The following is a 16,053-nucleotide window of genomic DNA, read 5'->3' as shown; positions in this document are numbered from 1 at the left end:
GTATGACCACTATTCTGATCTTCTTCCTTCTTCACTGGTACGGCTCTCTGTTTTTTCAGACTGTCTTTTTACACCGATATGCCTCCCACCAGGCCTTTACCATGTCGAAAGGCTGGGAAAAAACCTTCTTTGTCCTGACGTTTATCTTTCAGGGCTCAAACTACCTGAGCGCCTATGCCTACGGGGTTATGCACCGCATGCACCACGCTTTTGCTGACACCGACAAAGACCCGCACTCGCCGATGTTCAGCTCCGGCATTTTTGATATGATGCTGAAAACAGCCCGTTTTTACTCAGCAATCCGTAACCGTACTATGGCCGTTGACCCCAAATTCACGACCAATGTTCCTGACTGGCGCGCCTTCGACGACTTTGCGTCGAACCGGCTGACCCGCTTAGCCTGGGGAACGCTTTACACCTTGTTTTACATTTATTTTGCCCCCTCGTGGATCTGGTTTCTGCTGTTGCCATTCCATTACCTGATGTCGCCTATTCACGGGGCGATCATTAACTGGTTTGCCCATAAAATCGGCTACACTACGTTCAAGGTCAATGATACGTCCAAAAACCTGATGCCGGTCGACATTTTCATGATGGGCGAAGGTTTCCACAACAATCACCACACGTATGGTAACCGTGCCAATTTTGCCTACCGCTGGTTTGAACTTGATCCGTCGTACCAGATCATGAAGCTGTTGAACGTACTGCACATCATCCGGCTGCCGGAGAAGAAAAAACAGGCTCAATCGTTCATGAAACGGAAGGAACTGGCAACTGCGGAGTAACCGCTGCGTAGTTCATAAAAAAAGGGGAACAGGACGGTTAGTTCTGTTCCCCTTTTTTTATATAGTCTTTGGCTGACTAAGCCCTGTAAAAACAAAAAAGACTACCCTTAAAAAGTAGTAGTCTTTCCGCTATATCCACACCATTTAAATCAGTGATAGGATCACTGACTTGCTAATTTAATCATTTTGATACAAAAAAAATTCCCGAAGGCGTAAGTTTTTTTTATCTACGTACTTGCACATTACCATTTATACGCTCCGGACTACACCAAAAGACACTAACCGGTCATCCTGCTCAGTTAAAACCCTGTTCATAGCCATGTAAGGTTACTAGGCCCCTTCACTCTTCCGCAAGGGTATGTCGGGTGGGTTGCTGACTATTTCTGATTATGACACGATACAGATGTACTGACAACACTTGGCTGAAACACTGGCCTTGAAAGCCAGTACATAACCAGTCCGGTCAGTCTCCGCATTCAGCAAAAGCAGCAATAAGATACGTGCAGGTATGCCTCCATTAACAATTACGGCCCTCTTTCTCTCGCTCTGGCTTGGTTTACTAAGTCCTGTACGGGCGCAGGTCTGGCAATGGTCGGTACCGGTCAGCACCCTGCTTTCGCCCGAGACCAATGCCCCGCCGCAGGCTTTTCTATGGATTCCGGACAATTGCCGGTATGTGCGCGGCGTGGTGGTGGGCCAGCACAACATGCTCGAAGAAGGTATTTTTGAGCATGCTGCGTTCCGGAAAACCCTGGCAAAGCTGGGATTTGCCATCGTGTGGGTTACGCCGGCCATCGACTTCACGTTCGACTGGCACCCGACGCCCGGAAACCCCGGGGCCGGTGTCCATTTTTCCGGGATGCTAAACCGGCTGGCCGACGTTTCGGGCTACGCTGAACTAGCCATTGCCCCTGTCGTACCGATCGGCCATTCTGCGGCGGCCAGTTATCCGTGGAATTTTGCTGCCTGGCAGCCCGGGCGCACCCTCGCCGCCATCTCTGTAAAGGGTGACGCGCCGCTAACCAACCTGACCGGTAACGGAAAACCGGCTCCCGACTGGGGAACGCATACGATCGACGGTGTGCCGGGACTGATGGTGATGGGCGAATACGAGTGGCGGGAAGACCGGCTGGCTCCTGCTTTTGCCTACGTAGCGGCCCACCCGGCCACACCGTTCAGCCTGCTGGCCGACGCCGGACACGGCCATTTCGACAGCCTCGATGCACTGGTCCGCTTTCTGGCCCGCTATATCGAAAAAGCAGCAGCGTACCGCCTGCCGGAACACGCCGGGCAGCAGGATACAGTGATCCTGAAACCCGTTGACCCGCATGCAGGCTGGCTGATCGACCGCTGGCGGAAGGACAGTCTGCCAACGGCAGCGCCAGCCCCGTACAAACGCTACACCGGTGACCGGCGCACCGCTACCTGGTGTTTTGACAAGGAAATGGCCGTCGCAACCGAAGCGGTTTACCGCCAGGCACGCAGTAAACGTTCCCAATACCTGGGTTACCGGCAAGACGGAAAATTTGTAAAACCGGTAAAAACGCATGGCAATTACCAGCTGGCCTTTCACCCCCTTGCCGACGGCATTACGTTTCAGGTGAGCAGCGCCTTTACTGATACGTCCCGCATCCGCCCTGCTACAGACTCCCCCCAAACACCGGTCCGCATCGACCGCATTTGCGGGCCGGTCCGGAAGCTTAACGATACCACGTTTCAAATCAGCTTTTACCGCATGGGACTGACTAACCCGAAACGCTCCGGCGACATCTGGCTATTGGCGCATAACGGGGGCGACGGCACCTACAAAAGCGTGGTGCAGCAGGCCAACCTCCATTTTCCGGTCCGCCAGCAAGAAGGATGCCCTCAGGTGATCACGTTTCCGGCGCCTGCCAGTGTCGAACCCGGCACCACAACCCTGACCTTGCAGGCGACATCAGACGCCGGTCTGCCGGTGTCTTACTACGTAAAAGAAGGCCCTGCTGTCATCCACGGAAACCGGCTTGTATTTACGCCCGTGCCGCCGCGGAGCAAAAAACCGGTCAAGGTTACCGTAGTCGCCTGGCAATACGGCATCAGTACCGGCGAAAAAATACAATCCGCCGTCCCCGTCGAACACTCTTTTTATCTGAATTAACCTTTGCCTTTCAACGCATATGCCTGAAAATAAACAACATAAAATTACTACAAACTCCCCCCTGTTCCGCTGTTTGCTGATCCTGCTGCTCTTACCGGTTTTCCCGGCAACGGCGCAGAAAGCACACCCCTATCTGTTCTATACGCCGCAGCGTACCGAACGGCTAAAGGTCCGGATCAAAACCGATACGTTGCTGGCGAACCGCTGGCAGGCCATCCGGCAGCGCTGTGACCAATGGATCGCAACTCCCAAAGGCGGCAATATGGAGCAACTGGCCTTTGCGTACACCATGACCGGCGATACCCGCTACGCGGAACGGGCAAAAACCTTGCTGAACGACCTGACCAACCGGCCGTTCTGGGACGGTATGGACGACCGTACGCCCCGCTGGAATGCCGGTCTGGCTACCAGCCACAACAACTGGACTGCCTCCGTCACGTTTGATGCCATCTATCAGACCTTGTCGGCCGGCGAACGCAAAACCATCGCCGGCAACATCTATAAACTGGGCATCGGGCCGTCTGTGGCCGACTGGCTGTCGAACGACAAGCGGATTCAGTCGCTTGATAACATGGGCCATAACTGGTGGGCCGCCATTGTATTTGAAGCCGGCATTGCCGCACTTGCCGTGATGAATGAACGGCCGGAAACGCGGCAGCTGGCCGAAAGCGTCATGCGGGACAGCCGGCAGTGGTTTGCTTTTACGGGTAGTGTACTCGAAAACAAACCCGCCAACTTCGACGCCGCCGGTGGGTTTTACGAGAGCATCAGTTACGCCAATTACGGCGTTTCGGAGTACCTGCTTTTCCGGCTTGCCTATACAAATGCACTTGGCCCGGTAAAGATGCCTTATGATCCGCTGCTGCAAAAAACAGCCGACTGGTTTATACAGGCGGCCTATCCGCGCTCAGGCAATAAACCGGTTCTGTCGCTCAATTTCGGCGACAGCAATGATTTTGCCAACGGTGACCGTCCGGCGAAGCTACTGATGGCGTTGGGGTTAGGCAAAGATGACTATTACTGGTACCTGAAACATACGGCCCGCAACCCGTTCCGGGAAGACCTGAGCGTGCAAACGCCCATGGGCCTGCTTTATCAGCCGGAAAACAAACCGGTACCGCCCCTGCCGTCGCTCCCCTCCTCGGCGCTCTACGCGGCCATGGGCTGGGGCATGCTCCGCAGTTCGTGGCAACCCGATGCCACCTTTCTGGGAATCAAAAGCGGCTACACCTGGAACCACGCCCACGCCGACGCCAATTCGTTTGTACTTTACCACAACGGCGAATACCTGCTGATTGACGGGGGCGATGTGGGCTATGGCAACCCCGAATACAGCAGTTATTTCGTCACCAGCCGTGCCCACAATATCCTGACATTCAACGGCGAGGCGCAGACACCAACGGATCAGTACAATGCCGTTAAGCACCCCGGTCACCTGTATAACCTGATTGACGGGGGACAGCTGAAATATATCCTTGCCGATGCTGCGGGCCCAACTTCCCGGAATTTCCTGCGCAACTACCGGAATTTCCTGTGGATCGGTAATGTCATTCTGATTATTGACGACGTAAAAACCTACGAAAGCGGTAAGCTCGATTTTCTGTTGCATTATGCCGGTAAGGCCGTTAAAAAAGGGCCCGATTTTGAAATAACCAAAGACAGTGCAGCCATCCTGTTCCGGCCGTTATACCCCGAAACGCTCCCGCTCGGCTACCCGCATGACTTTCCCGAAAAAATGAAATACCGGACCGAATACGGCCTTAAGGACCGGACGACGGATGTGCAGATTCCGTATCTGGTGGTATCCCCGCCCGAAAAAACGGACCGGACCAAGCTCGTGAATGCCATCCTGCTGCTCGATGCAAAGAACAAGCCGGTGCAGACATTTACCGGCTCCTCAGGCGCTAACGGGGCGGCGGGCCGCACTAACCTGCCGGTCATCGAAAAATTTGACGGGACGAATTACCAGGGCATCCGGATTACCCAAAACCGGCAGGTGACCGACGTCTATATCAACCTCTTAGCCGATGGCCGGCTTATGCACCGCAACGCCCACTTGCTGCTGAACGGATCAACCGCCGGCTGGGAGACCGATGCGTACCTGTGTGCGCTCACGTATCCGGCCGGTGCCGACCGCAACGATCCGTCGCAGATTACATCCTTTTTCGTCGGCAACGGCAGCTATCTGCGGCACAACGGCAAACCGCTGCTGAGTTCACTCGCCAAGACATTCCTTTATGCGGCACGGACCGGCAACACGCTGGATGTTCAGATTGAGGGGCAGCCGTACATGAGCGCATCGCTTGGCGTTGAGAAAATCAAAACCCTTACCGTTAACCGGAAGCCCGCCACGCCCCGCTACGATACCGGCAACCTGTTACTCATTGAACCCGATGAACAACCCTGAAACTATGCGACAAAACACAAGCCCTCAACATCGCCTTGCCTATACCCTGTTTTTCAGCTGGCTGCTCAGTGCGTTTGCCGTTTCAGCCCAACAACCTTCGCTCTCGGTTGTCAGGCTGCAATCGCCGGACGGGAAACTGGAACTTACGTTTACCCAGCGGGAAGTCAGCCCCGGTAAACGTAGTCTTTCCTACCATGTTAACTATGGTTCCAAACCGGTTATGCTGGAATCGGCCTTAGGCGTTCAGATTGATAACCACGTGTTCGAACATGCGATGGCCCACACGGTCACCTCGGCGCCCGGCTCACAGGGAGCAGGCTGGTGCGATAATCTGGTCCTGAAAAATATCATCCGGACCTCGAAAGACACAACCTGGAAGCCGGTCTACGGCGAACGAAGCCTGATCCGCGACCAGTACAATCAGGTGGCCGTTCAGTTTACAAAGCCCGACAGTCCGGATTATGAACTAACGCTCATTTTCCGCGCTTACAATGCCGGGGTAGCATTCCGCTACTTCTTTCCGGAGCAAACCAAGGGGCTGTATTACCGCGTAATGGCCGAAAACAGCGAATTTACCCTTCCCGACCAGACCAAAGCCTGGTATACTGCCTGGGCCCAGGGCCCCTACCAGGCGCTCCCGCTCGCAAACTGGCCTGAAACAGCCGAACGCCCGCTGACGCTGTCGCTGCCCAACGGCCTGTATGCCAGTCTGGCCGAAGCCGGACTGACTGACTATGCCCTCACCAAATTTAAACTGTCCGGGGAGAAGCCAAACACGGTGGTCACCTCGCTGTATGAAAGCGTGGATCTGATGTCAGACGTTGGCACACCGTGGCGCGTCATCATGGTAGCCGAACGGCCGGGACAATTGCTGGAAAACAACGACATCCTGCTAAATCTCAACCCTCCCGCCACTGCCGCGAATATCGACTGGATTAAGCCCGGCAAACTGATCCGCGAAGTAACGCTGACAACCGAAGGTGCTAAAGCCTGCATTGATTTTGCGGCGGCGCATAACCTGCAGTATATCCTGTTCGACTGGAAATGGTATGGGCCGGCCTTTACCTTCAACTCAGACGCGCGGCAGGTAGTAGCGCCCATCGATATGCCCGGCATCATTGCCTATGGCAACGCGAAAAACGTGGGTGTGATTCTGTACGTTAACCTGCAGGCGCTGTACAAACAGATGGATGAGATTTTCCCGCTCTACAAAAAATGGGGCGTTAAGGGCGTTAAGTTCGGGTTTGTGGAGGTAGGTTCCCACCGCTGGATGACGTGGCTGACGGAAGCCAAACGGAAGGCGCTGGAAAATAACCTCATGGTGAATATTCACGACGAATACCGGCCAACGGGCACCAGCCGCACCTTCCCCAACGTCATGACCCAGGAAGGGATCCGTGGCAATGAAGAGTTTCCGGACGCTACCCACAATACCGTTCTGCCGTTTACCCGCTACATTGCCGGCGCCGGTGATTATACGATCTGTTATTACGATAAACGGCTGAAAAACACCCATGCCCATCAGCTGGCCATGAACGTGATCTCCTACAGTCCGTTGCAATCGGTGTTCTGGTACGACAAACCGGCACAGTATGGCGGTGAACCGGAGATCGAGTTTTTCGCCAAAGTTCCCACCGTTTGGGACGACACCAGGGTCATTCACGACGCTATCGGTGAATACGTCACCATTGCCCGCCGCAGCGGCGACGACTGGTTTGTGGGGACTATCACCAACAACGACGCCCGTACGCTGAAACTGCCGCTTCGGTTTCTGACGGAAGGCCGTTCCTATACCGCCCATATCTATGCCGACGACCCGACGGTGCAGACAAAGACACAGGTGCGCGTGTCAACCCGATCGGTAAAGGCGGGGCAAACCCTTGACCTCACACTCTTACCCAAAGGCGGTCAGGCGATCTGGCTGACACCCGACAAGAACTAATACCATGAAACAATTACTGCTAACCGGCAGCCTTGCCTTTGTGCTGACAGCGTTTACCGCAGCACCGTCCCTCAATGTCGACGCCCAGCTCAATTACTGTGTCGGGCAGGCGACGAAAACCGCGGCCATGCTGCCAAAATCAGCCCCGAATCTGCCCCGCAACATCCTTGCGGGCAAAACCAGCTGGAACTATATCCGGTATACCGACTGGACAAGCGGGTTCTGGCCGGGGACGCTTTGGTATCTCTACGAATTCACGAAAGACCCGAAATGGAAAGCCAAAGCCGATTCATTCTCCCGCGAGCTGGCACCGCTTGCCCTCCGGAAAGCCATTGACCATGACATTGGGTTTCAGATGTACTGTAGTTTCGGCAACGGGTTGCGGCTCACCGGTAATCCCGAATATAAGCAGTTATTACTGGCCTCAGCGGATACACTGGCCACGCTGTTCAACCCGAAGGTGGGTACCATTTTATCGTGGCCACGCTCCGTGCCGAACATGGAATGGCCGCAGCACAACACCATCATGGACAACATGATTAACCTTGAACTACTGTTCTGGGCGGCTAAAAACGGGGGTGGCAAACGGCTGTATACCATGGCCGTTTCGCACGCAGCCACCACGATGAAAAACCATTTCCGGCCGGATTACACTTCGTATCACGTCGTAGTCTACGACCGTGAAACAGGCAAAAAAATTAAGGGTGTCACGCATCAGGGCTATGCCGATCATACCATGTGGGCACGTGGCCAGAGCTGGGCCATTTATGGGTATACCATGACCTACCGCGAGACCAAAGACCCTGTTTTTCTGGACTTTGCCCAAAAAGTTACGGATGTGTACCTCGAACGCCTCCCCGCCGACCTGATTCCGTACTGGGATTTTCAGGCACCGGATATTCCGGATGCGCCCAAAGATGCGTCGGCGGCGGCGGTAACGGCCTCGGCCCTGCTCGAACTCTCGACACTGGTTAAGGATAAAGCCAAAGCCAGCCATTACCGGAACAAAGCGGAACAGATGCTGGAAAGCCTGTCGTCGGCGCAGTACCAGAGCCGTTCGGTCAATCCTGCGTTTTTGTTACACAGTACCGGCCACAAGCCCAACAACAGCGAAGTCGATGCGTCGATTAACTACGCTGACTACTACTACATTGAAGCCTTGCTGCGCCTGAAAAAGCTGCGCGCCGGCAAACCGGTTCTGGCAAAACTGTAGGGCTATACCACACCGCTCCGCAAGGAAGACTCCCGGATGATCAGCTGAGTGTCGAAGACAATGGTCCCGGCACGGACAGCGTCATCCGGGTTTTCTATCTGGTGCACCAGCAGCCGGACCGTTTCCTGAGCCATCTCCGCAATCGGCTGGCTGACACTGCTCAGCGTCGGCGAAAAAAAGGCCGAAACCGGTTCATTATTAAAACTCACCATGGCCACGTCGGCCGGTACGGAGAGGCCTTTTTGCTGCATCGCATAGAGCGCCGGATAGGCAATGCGGTCGCTGATGGCAACAACACCGTCGGGCGGCTGGGGCAGACTCATCAGTGACAGTGTCTGGACGATGGTGTTTTCACTCGTGTAATCGCAGTGGCGGATATATTGTTCGCCGGCCATCACACCGTATTCGGCCGCTGCCTTCAGGTACCCGTCTACTCGCTGACGGCTCAGGGCAAGCTGTGCCGGTCCGGCCAGAAACCCGATCCGGCGGCAACCCTGTCTGATCAGGTGCTCGGTCGCCTTAAAGGCGGCGGCCTGATTATCAACAATTACCCGCGTAGCAGCGAGACTCTCCGCCGTCCGGTCGACCAGTATTACGGGAATGCCTCGTTTGATCAGTTTTTCGACATGGTCCAGATGCACCGTATCGCGGGATAGTGAAATGATCAGTCCTTCGACACGACTCCGCAGCAGATTTTCGATACAGACCGTTTCCCGTACATACGACTCATTCGTTTGGGTGACCAGCACGCTGTATCCCGCCTGCATGGCTGTTTCTTCAAGGCTGTTGAGCATGGCCGAAAAGTAGTGATAGCTCAGATTCGGAAATACCACCCCGATTGTTTTCGTCCGGCTTTTTACCAGATTCTTTGCCAGCTGATTAGGCTGGTAATCAAGCTCTTCTGCCAGCTTTTTAACGGCATTCCGCGTGTCCGGATGAATCTCCGGCAATCCCCGTAACGCTCTGGAAACCGTTGAGATGGAAATGTTCAGCGTCCGTGCAATATCTTTGATGGTAACGGGTGCGTTTTTCATAGGTGCTGCAATAGCTCAATTATCACTTATCTAAGAACATGAGGCTGATTATCAACTATCGGCTAGTGCCCTCTTCACCGTGAAGTGAAACTTGTACTGGAAAAAATTTAATGATTTTTTTTCAATTTAGCGCTTTGCAAACGTTACCGCAAACGTTTGCAATAAATATTCTTCCTTAATACCGGACATTCAGCCTACGTACCCGTTGACAAATTGGACTTGACTTGTATCTTAGTATAACATATTCAGGATTCAACGTCAGGCAGGTTTATCTGTCCGGTATCCCTACCCGACCAGCTAGTCTCTGAAATTGCATTATACCTATATAACACACACAGACAAGGAGGTCAACTCCTCCTTGTTTTACAGATACCTGTAAGAACTAACTATTTACTTTATCGAGTATGGAATCCTCAACGTCCATTCCCGCGGATGAAGTGCTGATGGCGCAGTTATGGTCGCGCTTTAAGCAAGGAGACGAAAAAGCATTTGATCAGCTTGCGCAGGCACGGTACAGGTTGCTGTTTAATTACGCCAGCCGGTTCACGAAAGACCGTGACCTGATCAAAGACTGCTTACAGGATCTTTTCCTTGAACTCTGGAATCGCCGCAAAGCGGTGGTTGAGACGCCGTACGTGACCATTTACCTGATCAAAGCCCTGCGGAACAACCTGTTCCGTAAGCTGAAAAAAGAACAGGACTGGCGGTCGTCTCTCGAACACGGTATCGAACCCGAAACGCCGGTTACGGACGAATACACAGCCGAACTGGACTGGATCATGAGCGAGGAAACGGCCGAAACCGAGCAAAGCCTGCGGAAAGCAGTAGATCAGCTACCGAAGCGGCAGCAGGAAGTTGTGTTCCTTAAATTCTATCAGGGCCTGTCAAACGACGACATTGCCCAGGTTATGAACGTGGAAAAACAAACGGTTGCCAACTTTCTGTACCGTGCTATGATGCAGCTCCGCACCTGCCTGCCTGCCCGGATCTTCAATTAAGAAAACTTCATATCCAAACGTTTGGACAAACCTGAGAAGGACTTTATATTTGTAGTAATCCCGTCAAAGTATGCCCCACTCTTCGCAGGAGTGGAGCACCTTTAACGGTAGGTTTACGAATGTCGATACCAGTCGATCAACATCGCAAAACCAGTACGTATTGCGCCAAAGATTGTTTGTATCAATGGCTGATACGTTTTGAGCCATTTCAGGAATTGTCCTCCTGACTGGTTCTGTTTCGCTCTCTTCATAGTTGTGTATGAGTTGAGTGTGAAACAAATGCCTCCACCTCCGGGGAGGCTTCGGGCTGATCGGCTGCGCTAACAGTTGATCAGCACCGCAAATTAATCCTTTTTCATATAAAACCCCGGTCTGTTCTCAGACCGGGGTTTCTTTTGTTTACGACACTTATTTTGGCCGGAAAGGTTTTGATCACGGCCATTCCCTGCGCAATTTTGTCCTGCCGGCCTATGTGTTTCTAAAAAAATCACAAAAAAATTCAGTCTGGAGAGTATCAACAGCTCGCTGCACGCTATTTCCATATAAAGAGGCCGTTGCAGACCATAAGATGCCTGATTATATCCATTATACGTTTGACGACTTCGTTCAGGACGAACGGTTCCGGAACTGGGCCCTGACAGACCCGCCGGCCGACCGCGAATTCTGGAGCAGCTGGTTGCAGGCGAATCCCGATAAGCTCGACCTCGTGCTGGCGGCAAGGCAGTTTGTGATCAACATGCATCACGCACACGATGAGTTAACGGAGGACGAACTTGATACGGAACTAAGCCGGTTGCGGATTGCCAGGGAGCAGTCGCCGGTTGAAGAGGTACCGGTCCGGCCGAAACGCTTCGGCATGTGGTTACGTGTAGCCGCTACCGTTACCCTGATTGCCGGTCTGGGAGGCTGGTTTTACTGGCACGAAACAGGTAACCGTTCACCAATTACCGGCTTTAAACAAATGGCCGCGCAACAGGCTGGCGGGGTGAAAGAGGTAACAAATGATGAAGATGCCCCGAGGCTTGTTCAACTGCCGGACGGTAGTCTGGTAACGCTGAAAAAAGGCAGCCGGATCAGCTTTCCGGCCACATTCGGCCCGCAGGAACGCAGCGTTTTTCTGGCAGGAGAAGCCTTTTTTGACATCGTCCGCCGCCCGAAACATCCGTTTCTGGTGTATACGAATCAGCTGACAACGAAGGTGCTGGGCACCAGTTTTACGGTGCGTGCCTATGAAGGTGATAAAGAAGCAAACGTAATTGTCCGTACGGGAAAGGTATCGGTTTTTACGACCCCGCCCGACGGTAATCCGGCGACACTGGATACAAAGAATCCGGCGGTCATTCTGACCCCGAACCAGCAGGTAACGCTTGAGGATAAACAACTCAAACGAACACTGGTCAATAACCCGGAACCCGTCCTGAAACCGGCAGAAGCTACCGGGGGAAGTGCCCTGAAAACAATGGTTTTTGAGCGGACTCCGGTTGTGAGTGTGTTTAAAAAGCTTGAATCAACGTACGGCATTGTCATCAACTACGATGCTGACCTGCTGACCGGCTGCGAGCTTTCGGCCGATTTTACCGACGAAAGCTTCTTTGACCGCCTCGACCTGATCTGCCGTGCTACCGACTCCCGGTTCGAGGTCATTGATGCACAGGTTGTTATTTATAGTAAAGGTTGTCGACAAACCAGGTAGGTATGCATTCTTCTAACCCCGTTGCCAATATGTGTTAAACCCGTTAAAACAGGCGTTTTGTGTCTTCAGGCAGGCAGTCCCGTGCGGCATAAGTCCTTTCATTGATTAATCTTTCTATTGTTTCCAGACGATTTCAGGACCCGCCTTGCCGGGTAAGGGGATCTTTTTGCTAAAACTTCTGATCTGTTCTATACTTTTATGAGTACGTATACTGAACCAAGGGTGATTTTCCGGAAAATCATGCGCACAACATTTTACCAGATTTTGATTTTAGCCTGGTGCTCAACCTTTGTCCTTGCCTACGATGGCAACGGGCAGGAGGTATTAAACCGGCAGATTTCGGTTACCATTGAAAACCAGCGCGTTGAACAGGCTATCAAACAGATTGGCCGGCTCGCTTCGGTGCGGTTTATTTACAGCCCGCAGCTGATCCGTGCTGATCGGAAAGTCAACCTGTCGGTGCAGGGCCAGCCGTTGTCGTCGGTACTCAACTCCCTGCTTGCCCCGCTCGACCTGACCTATGAGGTCGTTGGATCCCAGATCATTCTCCGCAATGCACCGGCTCAGCCTGCCCCGCGTGCCAATGATCATAAAGAAGCGATGGCTGTCCCCGCTCCGGCTGACCGGACGCTGACCGGTACGGTTTATGATGACCAGAATGTGGCATTGCCCGGTGTTTCGGTCAGCATCAAAGGCACCACCCGCGGCACCACCACCGATGCCGGCGGGAAATACACCCTGACCCTGCCGGATCAAGGTGCAGTCCTTCTGTTTTCGTTCGTCGGATATGTCACAAAAGAGGTTACGGTCGGTAACCAGACCCAGCTTAACGTTACGTTATCGGCTGATACGAAAAACCTGAGTGAAGTTGTGGTGGTCGGGTATGGTACACAGAAGAAAGCAACCCTGACGGGATCTGTGGCCACCCTTGACTCGAAAACGTTCAACGACCGTGGCCCTATCGCAAGTCCCCTGGCAGCTTTACAAGGCCAGGCGCCCGGAGTAACTGTGACACGGACCTCCTCTCAGCCCGGACGGGAAGGCTGGAACTTTCAGATCCGTGGCGCTACTTCAGTAAATGGTACAGAACCGCTTGTGATCGTCGACGGGATTGCCGTACCTAATCAGGGAGCTCTCAACTCGTTCAACCCCAGCGATATCGACAATATTTCGTTTCTGAAAGATGCGGCGGCGGCTATTTATGGTGCCCGCGCCGCAGGCGGCGTGGTACTGATCACGACCAAACGCGCAAAAAACGGAAAAGCAACCGTTGAATACAGCGGCTCTGTCTCACAGAAAATCGTAGGCTTAAAACCTGATCTGGTTGATGTAAACGGCTGGGGTCCGCTGATCCGTGAAGCACGGCTGAACGATGGTTTCGGACGCTCTGATGTATGGCTTACACTGGCAGATATGTCTATATACGCTAAACAGAACGGCAAAAATTACCTGACAAGGTCCGAATGGCAAGCCTTGATTGCGCCGGGCGGACAATTTGCCGGTGGTGGTATTTTTGGTGAAATCCGTGATTACATGTTCTTTGACGGAACCATTTACGACCAGATGTGGGGAACTGCTACGACCAATCAGCATCAGTTGACTGTTTCAGGGCGTACTGAAAAGGCAGGCTACCGCATTTCTCTTGGTTATCTGAATGACGGAAGTATCCTGCAGGTCGGCAATAACTCCAACAAGCGCTATAACCTGCGCCTGGGGCATGACTATCAGATATCTCCCAAGCTGTTTGTACAAAGCAATATTTCACTTGAAAAGAATGATATCATTCAGCCGACAGGTATAGGCACGGCCTTGAACAACGGTATTCAACCGGGTCAGCCGTTGCATACAATTGACGGTAAAGCATACGGTTGGGGCGGTCCGGGGGTTAGCCTTAACAACATTAATCCGTATTCAATTGCCGAACTCGGAGGCGACAATAAAGAATTCAATACGCGGATTAATACTAACTTCAATCTGACCTATACGATCACAAAAGATCTTAAAGCGATTGCCAGTACCGGTTATTACTTCCACAATACCGACTATAACACAACGGAGAATCTCATTGACTGGTATGATTATTCCGGCAAAGAGCTCCTGCAACAGCTTACGGCATCCGGTACATCGCGCGGTTTCTTCCAGCGATCTGCCCGCAAAGAATCGTATTACAATGTCACCGGCTACCTTGAATACAACAAAACGCTGGGAGAAGACCACGAAATCAAAGCCATTGCCGGTGCTCAGTACGAACGAGATGAAGTAAACCGCTTTTCTGCCCGGACACTGGACCCGGTTCCCGGCGTGCCGCCAACACTCAGCAATAATACTTCTGTTGATGCCAGCTCCAAAACAATTGCGGAAACGGCTAACCACTACGCCCTTGCCGGTTATTTCAGCCGCTTGAACTATAGTTTCAGAAATAAATACCTGCTTGAGGCGAATGCACGCTATGACGGGTCATCAAAGTTTACTGCCGATAGTCGCTGGAAACTGTTTTATGGGGTCCTCGGCGCATGGCGTCTGGGACAGGAAGAGTTCCTGAAACCTGTTACCTTCATTAGTGACCTTAAATTACGTGCTTCTTACGGGACAGTCGGTAACCAGAGCGGTATTGGTCTCTACGATTATATTACCCAGCTGAACCTGAATTATTCAACGGGACAAACCAGCTCAGGCTTTCCGATTATCGGCACGGCACCGGTCATTCGGGTATCGCCGGGCGGCATCGTAGCCTTTGATCGTACATGGGAAACTATTGCAACGACTGATTTTGGCCTCGACTATGCCTTCCTGAGAAACCGGCTGTCCGGCACATTCGATTATTTCATCAAGGAGAATAAGAATATGCTGATTGCACGGACTTATCCGGGCGTATTAGGCGCATCCGCACCGGCCGGCAATAATGGTGAATTAAGAACATGGGGATGGGAACTGTCGCTCAACTGGCGGGATCGCATCGGTAAATTCAATTATCATATCGGAGGAAATATTTCTGATAACCAGAACAAACTGGTTGGCTTTGGCGGTCAGACCATTATTTCCAATAGCAACCGTGGTTACAACACAGCTGTCGAAGGTTTCCCGATCGGCACGTATTTCGGACTTGATTATGCCGGACGTATTCAGACAACCGAACAGCTTGACGCCTACAAGAAGCTTTTCTATGCAACAGGAACGAACATAAATACCGGTTTTAATCAGACCAGTACGTCACCACAATCACAGCTTCAGCTTGGCGATAACATGTTCCGCGACGTAAACGGAGACGGCAAGCTGACTTTCCCTGAAGATGCCGTAGCCATCGGGCGCGATGATCCCCGTTACTCGTACTCGTTCAACGGTGGTTTCGAATGGAATGGTTTCGATTTTAATTTCATATTCCAGGGCGTCGGCCAACGGACAATCATTCGTGACGGCAACTGGCGCATCCCGGCGGCAGTCCTGTTCCAGTCACAGAATGCAGCGTTTCTGAATCAATGGTGGACTTCTGAACGTACAGATGCCTTTCTGCCACGGTTATCAAGTACCGGAACCATTAACAATTACAATTATTACCCGTCAAACTGGGTTGCTGAAAACGGGGCGTATTTACGGTTGAAAAATCTGGTTATCGGTTATACTATTCCTCAGCGAATTACACAGAAAGCCAGAATTCAACGGCTACGGGTTTATTTCTCCGGAAACGATCTGTGGGAAACTACAAAAATCCGCGACGGCTGGGATCCGGAATCAACCCGGACAGTGTCTAATAACGGTGATAGCAATAACAATAACGTCAGTACATTCAGCCAGCGTTATCCGTTCTACCGTTTCCTGACCTATGGTGTTAATCTTACCTTTTAGT

At 52.5% G+C, this 16,053-nt stretch carries 10 protein-coding genes; 8 read left to right on the top strand and 2 right to left on the bottom strand.

Features of this window, described 5'->3' with window-relative positions; all coding sequences use genetic code 11:
- The first annotated feature begins 2 nt into the window (after positions 1-2).
- The 5 genes from AC23NW_RS14995 to AC23NW_RS14975 all read left to right on the top strand — a co-directional run bounded on the left by AC23NW_RS14995 (position 3) and on the right by AC23NW_RS14975 (position 8,484).
- Entirely contained in the window at positions 3-785 is a 783-nt protein-coding gene (locus AC23NW_RS14995; RefSeq protein ID WP_487450456.1) for an acyl-CoA desaturase, read from the top strand.
- 508 nt (positions 786-1,293) lie between these two features.
- Positions 1,294-2,922, top strand: coding sequence for a hypothetical protein (locus AC23NW_RS14990; RefSeq protein WP_487450455.1), 1,629 nt, complete (start codon positions 1,294-1,296; stop codon positions 2,920-2,922).
- Between the two features lie 19 nt (positions 2,923-2,941).
- Positions 2,942-5,329, top strand: coding sequence for a heparinase II/III domain-containing protein (locus tag AC23NW_RS14985; RefSeq protein ID WP_487450454.1), 2,388 nt, complete (start codon positions 2,942-2,944; stop codon positions 5,327-5,329).
- A 4-nt stretch (positions 5,330-5,333) separates the two neighbouring features.
- Positions 5,334-7,271 carry a glycoside hydrolase family 97 protein gene (locus tag AC23NW_RS14980; protein WP_487450453.1) on the top strand — a complete coding sequence of 646 codons (1,938 nt, stop codon included), beginning with the start codon at positions 5,334-5,336 and terminating at the stop codon, positions 7,269-7,271.
- 4 nt (positions 7,272-7,275) lie between these two features.
- Complete coding sequence (locus AC23NW_RS14975) at positions 7,276-8,484, top strand: glycoside hydrolase family 88 protein (RefSeq protein ID WP_487450452.1); 1,209 nt, start codon at positions 7,276-7,278, stop codon at positions 8,482-8,484.
- 2 nt (positions 8,485-8,486) lie between these two features.
- Here AC23NW_RS14975 and AC23NW_RS14970 read toward each other — a convergent pair whose 3' ends face one another.
- Positions 8,487-9,518 carry a LacI family DNA-binding transcriptional regulator gene (locus AC23NW_RS14970; protein ID WP_487450451.1) on the bottom strand — a complete coding sequence of 344 codons (1,032 nt, stop codon included), beginning with the start codon at positions 9,516-9,518 and terminating at the stop codon, positions 8,487-8,489.
- A gap of 404 nt (positions 9,519-9,922) precedes the next feature.
- On the opposite strand from AC23NW_RS14970, the gene AC23NW_RS14965 reads away from it, so the two are divergent.
- The gene (locus tag AC23NW_RS14965; protein ID WP_487450450.1) at positions 9,923-10,516 is read left to right on the top strand and encodes an RNA polymerase sigma factor; all 594 of its coding nucleotides are present in this window, start codon (positions 9,923-9,925) and stop codon (positions 10,514-10,516) included.
- Positions 10,517-10,629: 113 nt separating this feature from the next.
- On the opposite strand, the gene AC23NW_RS14960 is transcribed toward AC23NW_RS14965, so the two are convergent.
- Positions 10,630-10,767, bottom strand: a complete 138-nt coding sequence (locus AC23NW_RS14960) for a hypothetical protein (protein WP_487450449.1) — start codon at positions 10,765-10,767, stop codon at positions 10,630-10,632.
- A 317-nt stretch (positions 10,768-11,084) separates the two neighbouring features.
- Here AC23NW_RS14960 and AC23NW_RS14955 point away from each other — a divergent pair, with 317 nt between their 5' ends.
- Together AC23NW_RS14955 and AC23NW_RS14950 are read left to right on the top strand one after the other, a co-directional pair.
- Positions 11,085-12,209, top strand: a complete 1,125-nt coding sequence (locus tag AC23NW_RS14955) for a FecR family protein (protein ID WP_487450448.1) — start codon at positions 11,085-11,087, stop codon at positions 12,207-12,209.
- A 198-nt stretch (positions 12,210-12,407) separates the two neighbouring features.
- Positions 12,408-16,052, top strand: a complete 3,645-nt coding sequence (locus AC23NW_RS14950) for a TonB-dependent receptor (protein ID WP_487450447.1) — start codon at positions 12,408-12,410, stop codon at positions 16,050-16,052.
- The last annotated feature ends 1 nt before the right edge of the window (position 16,053 follow it).

It is taken from the genome of Arsenicibacter sp. R0_47, from assembly GCF_057652235.1.
Note: the sequence above shows the minus strand (reverse complement) of the source record. Positions and strands in the feature narration are given on the sequence as shown.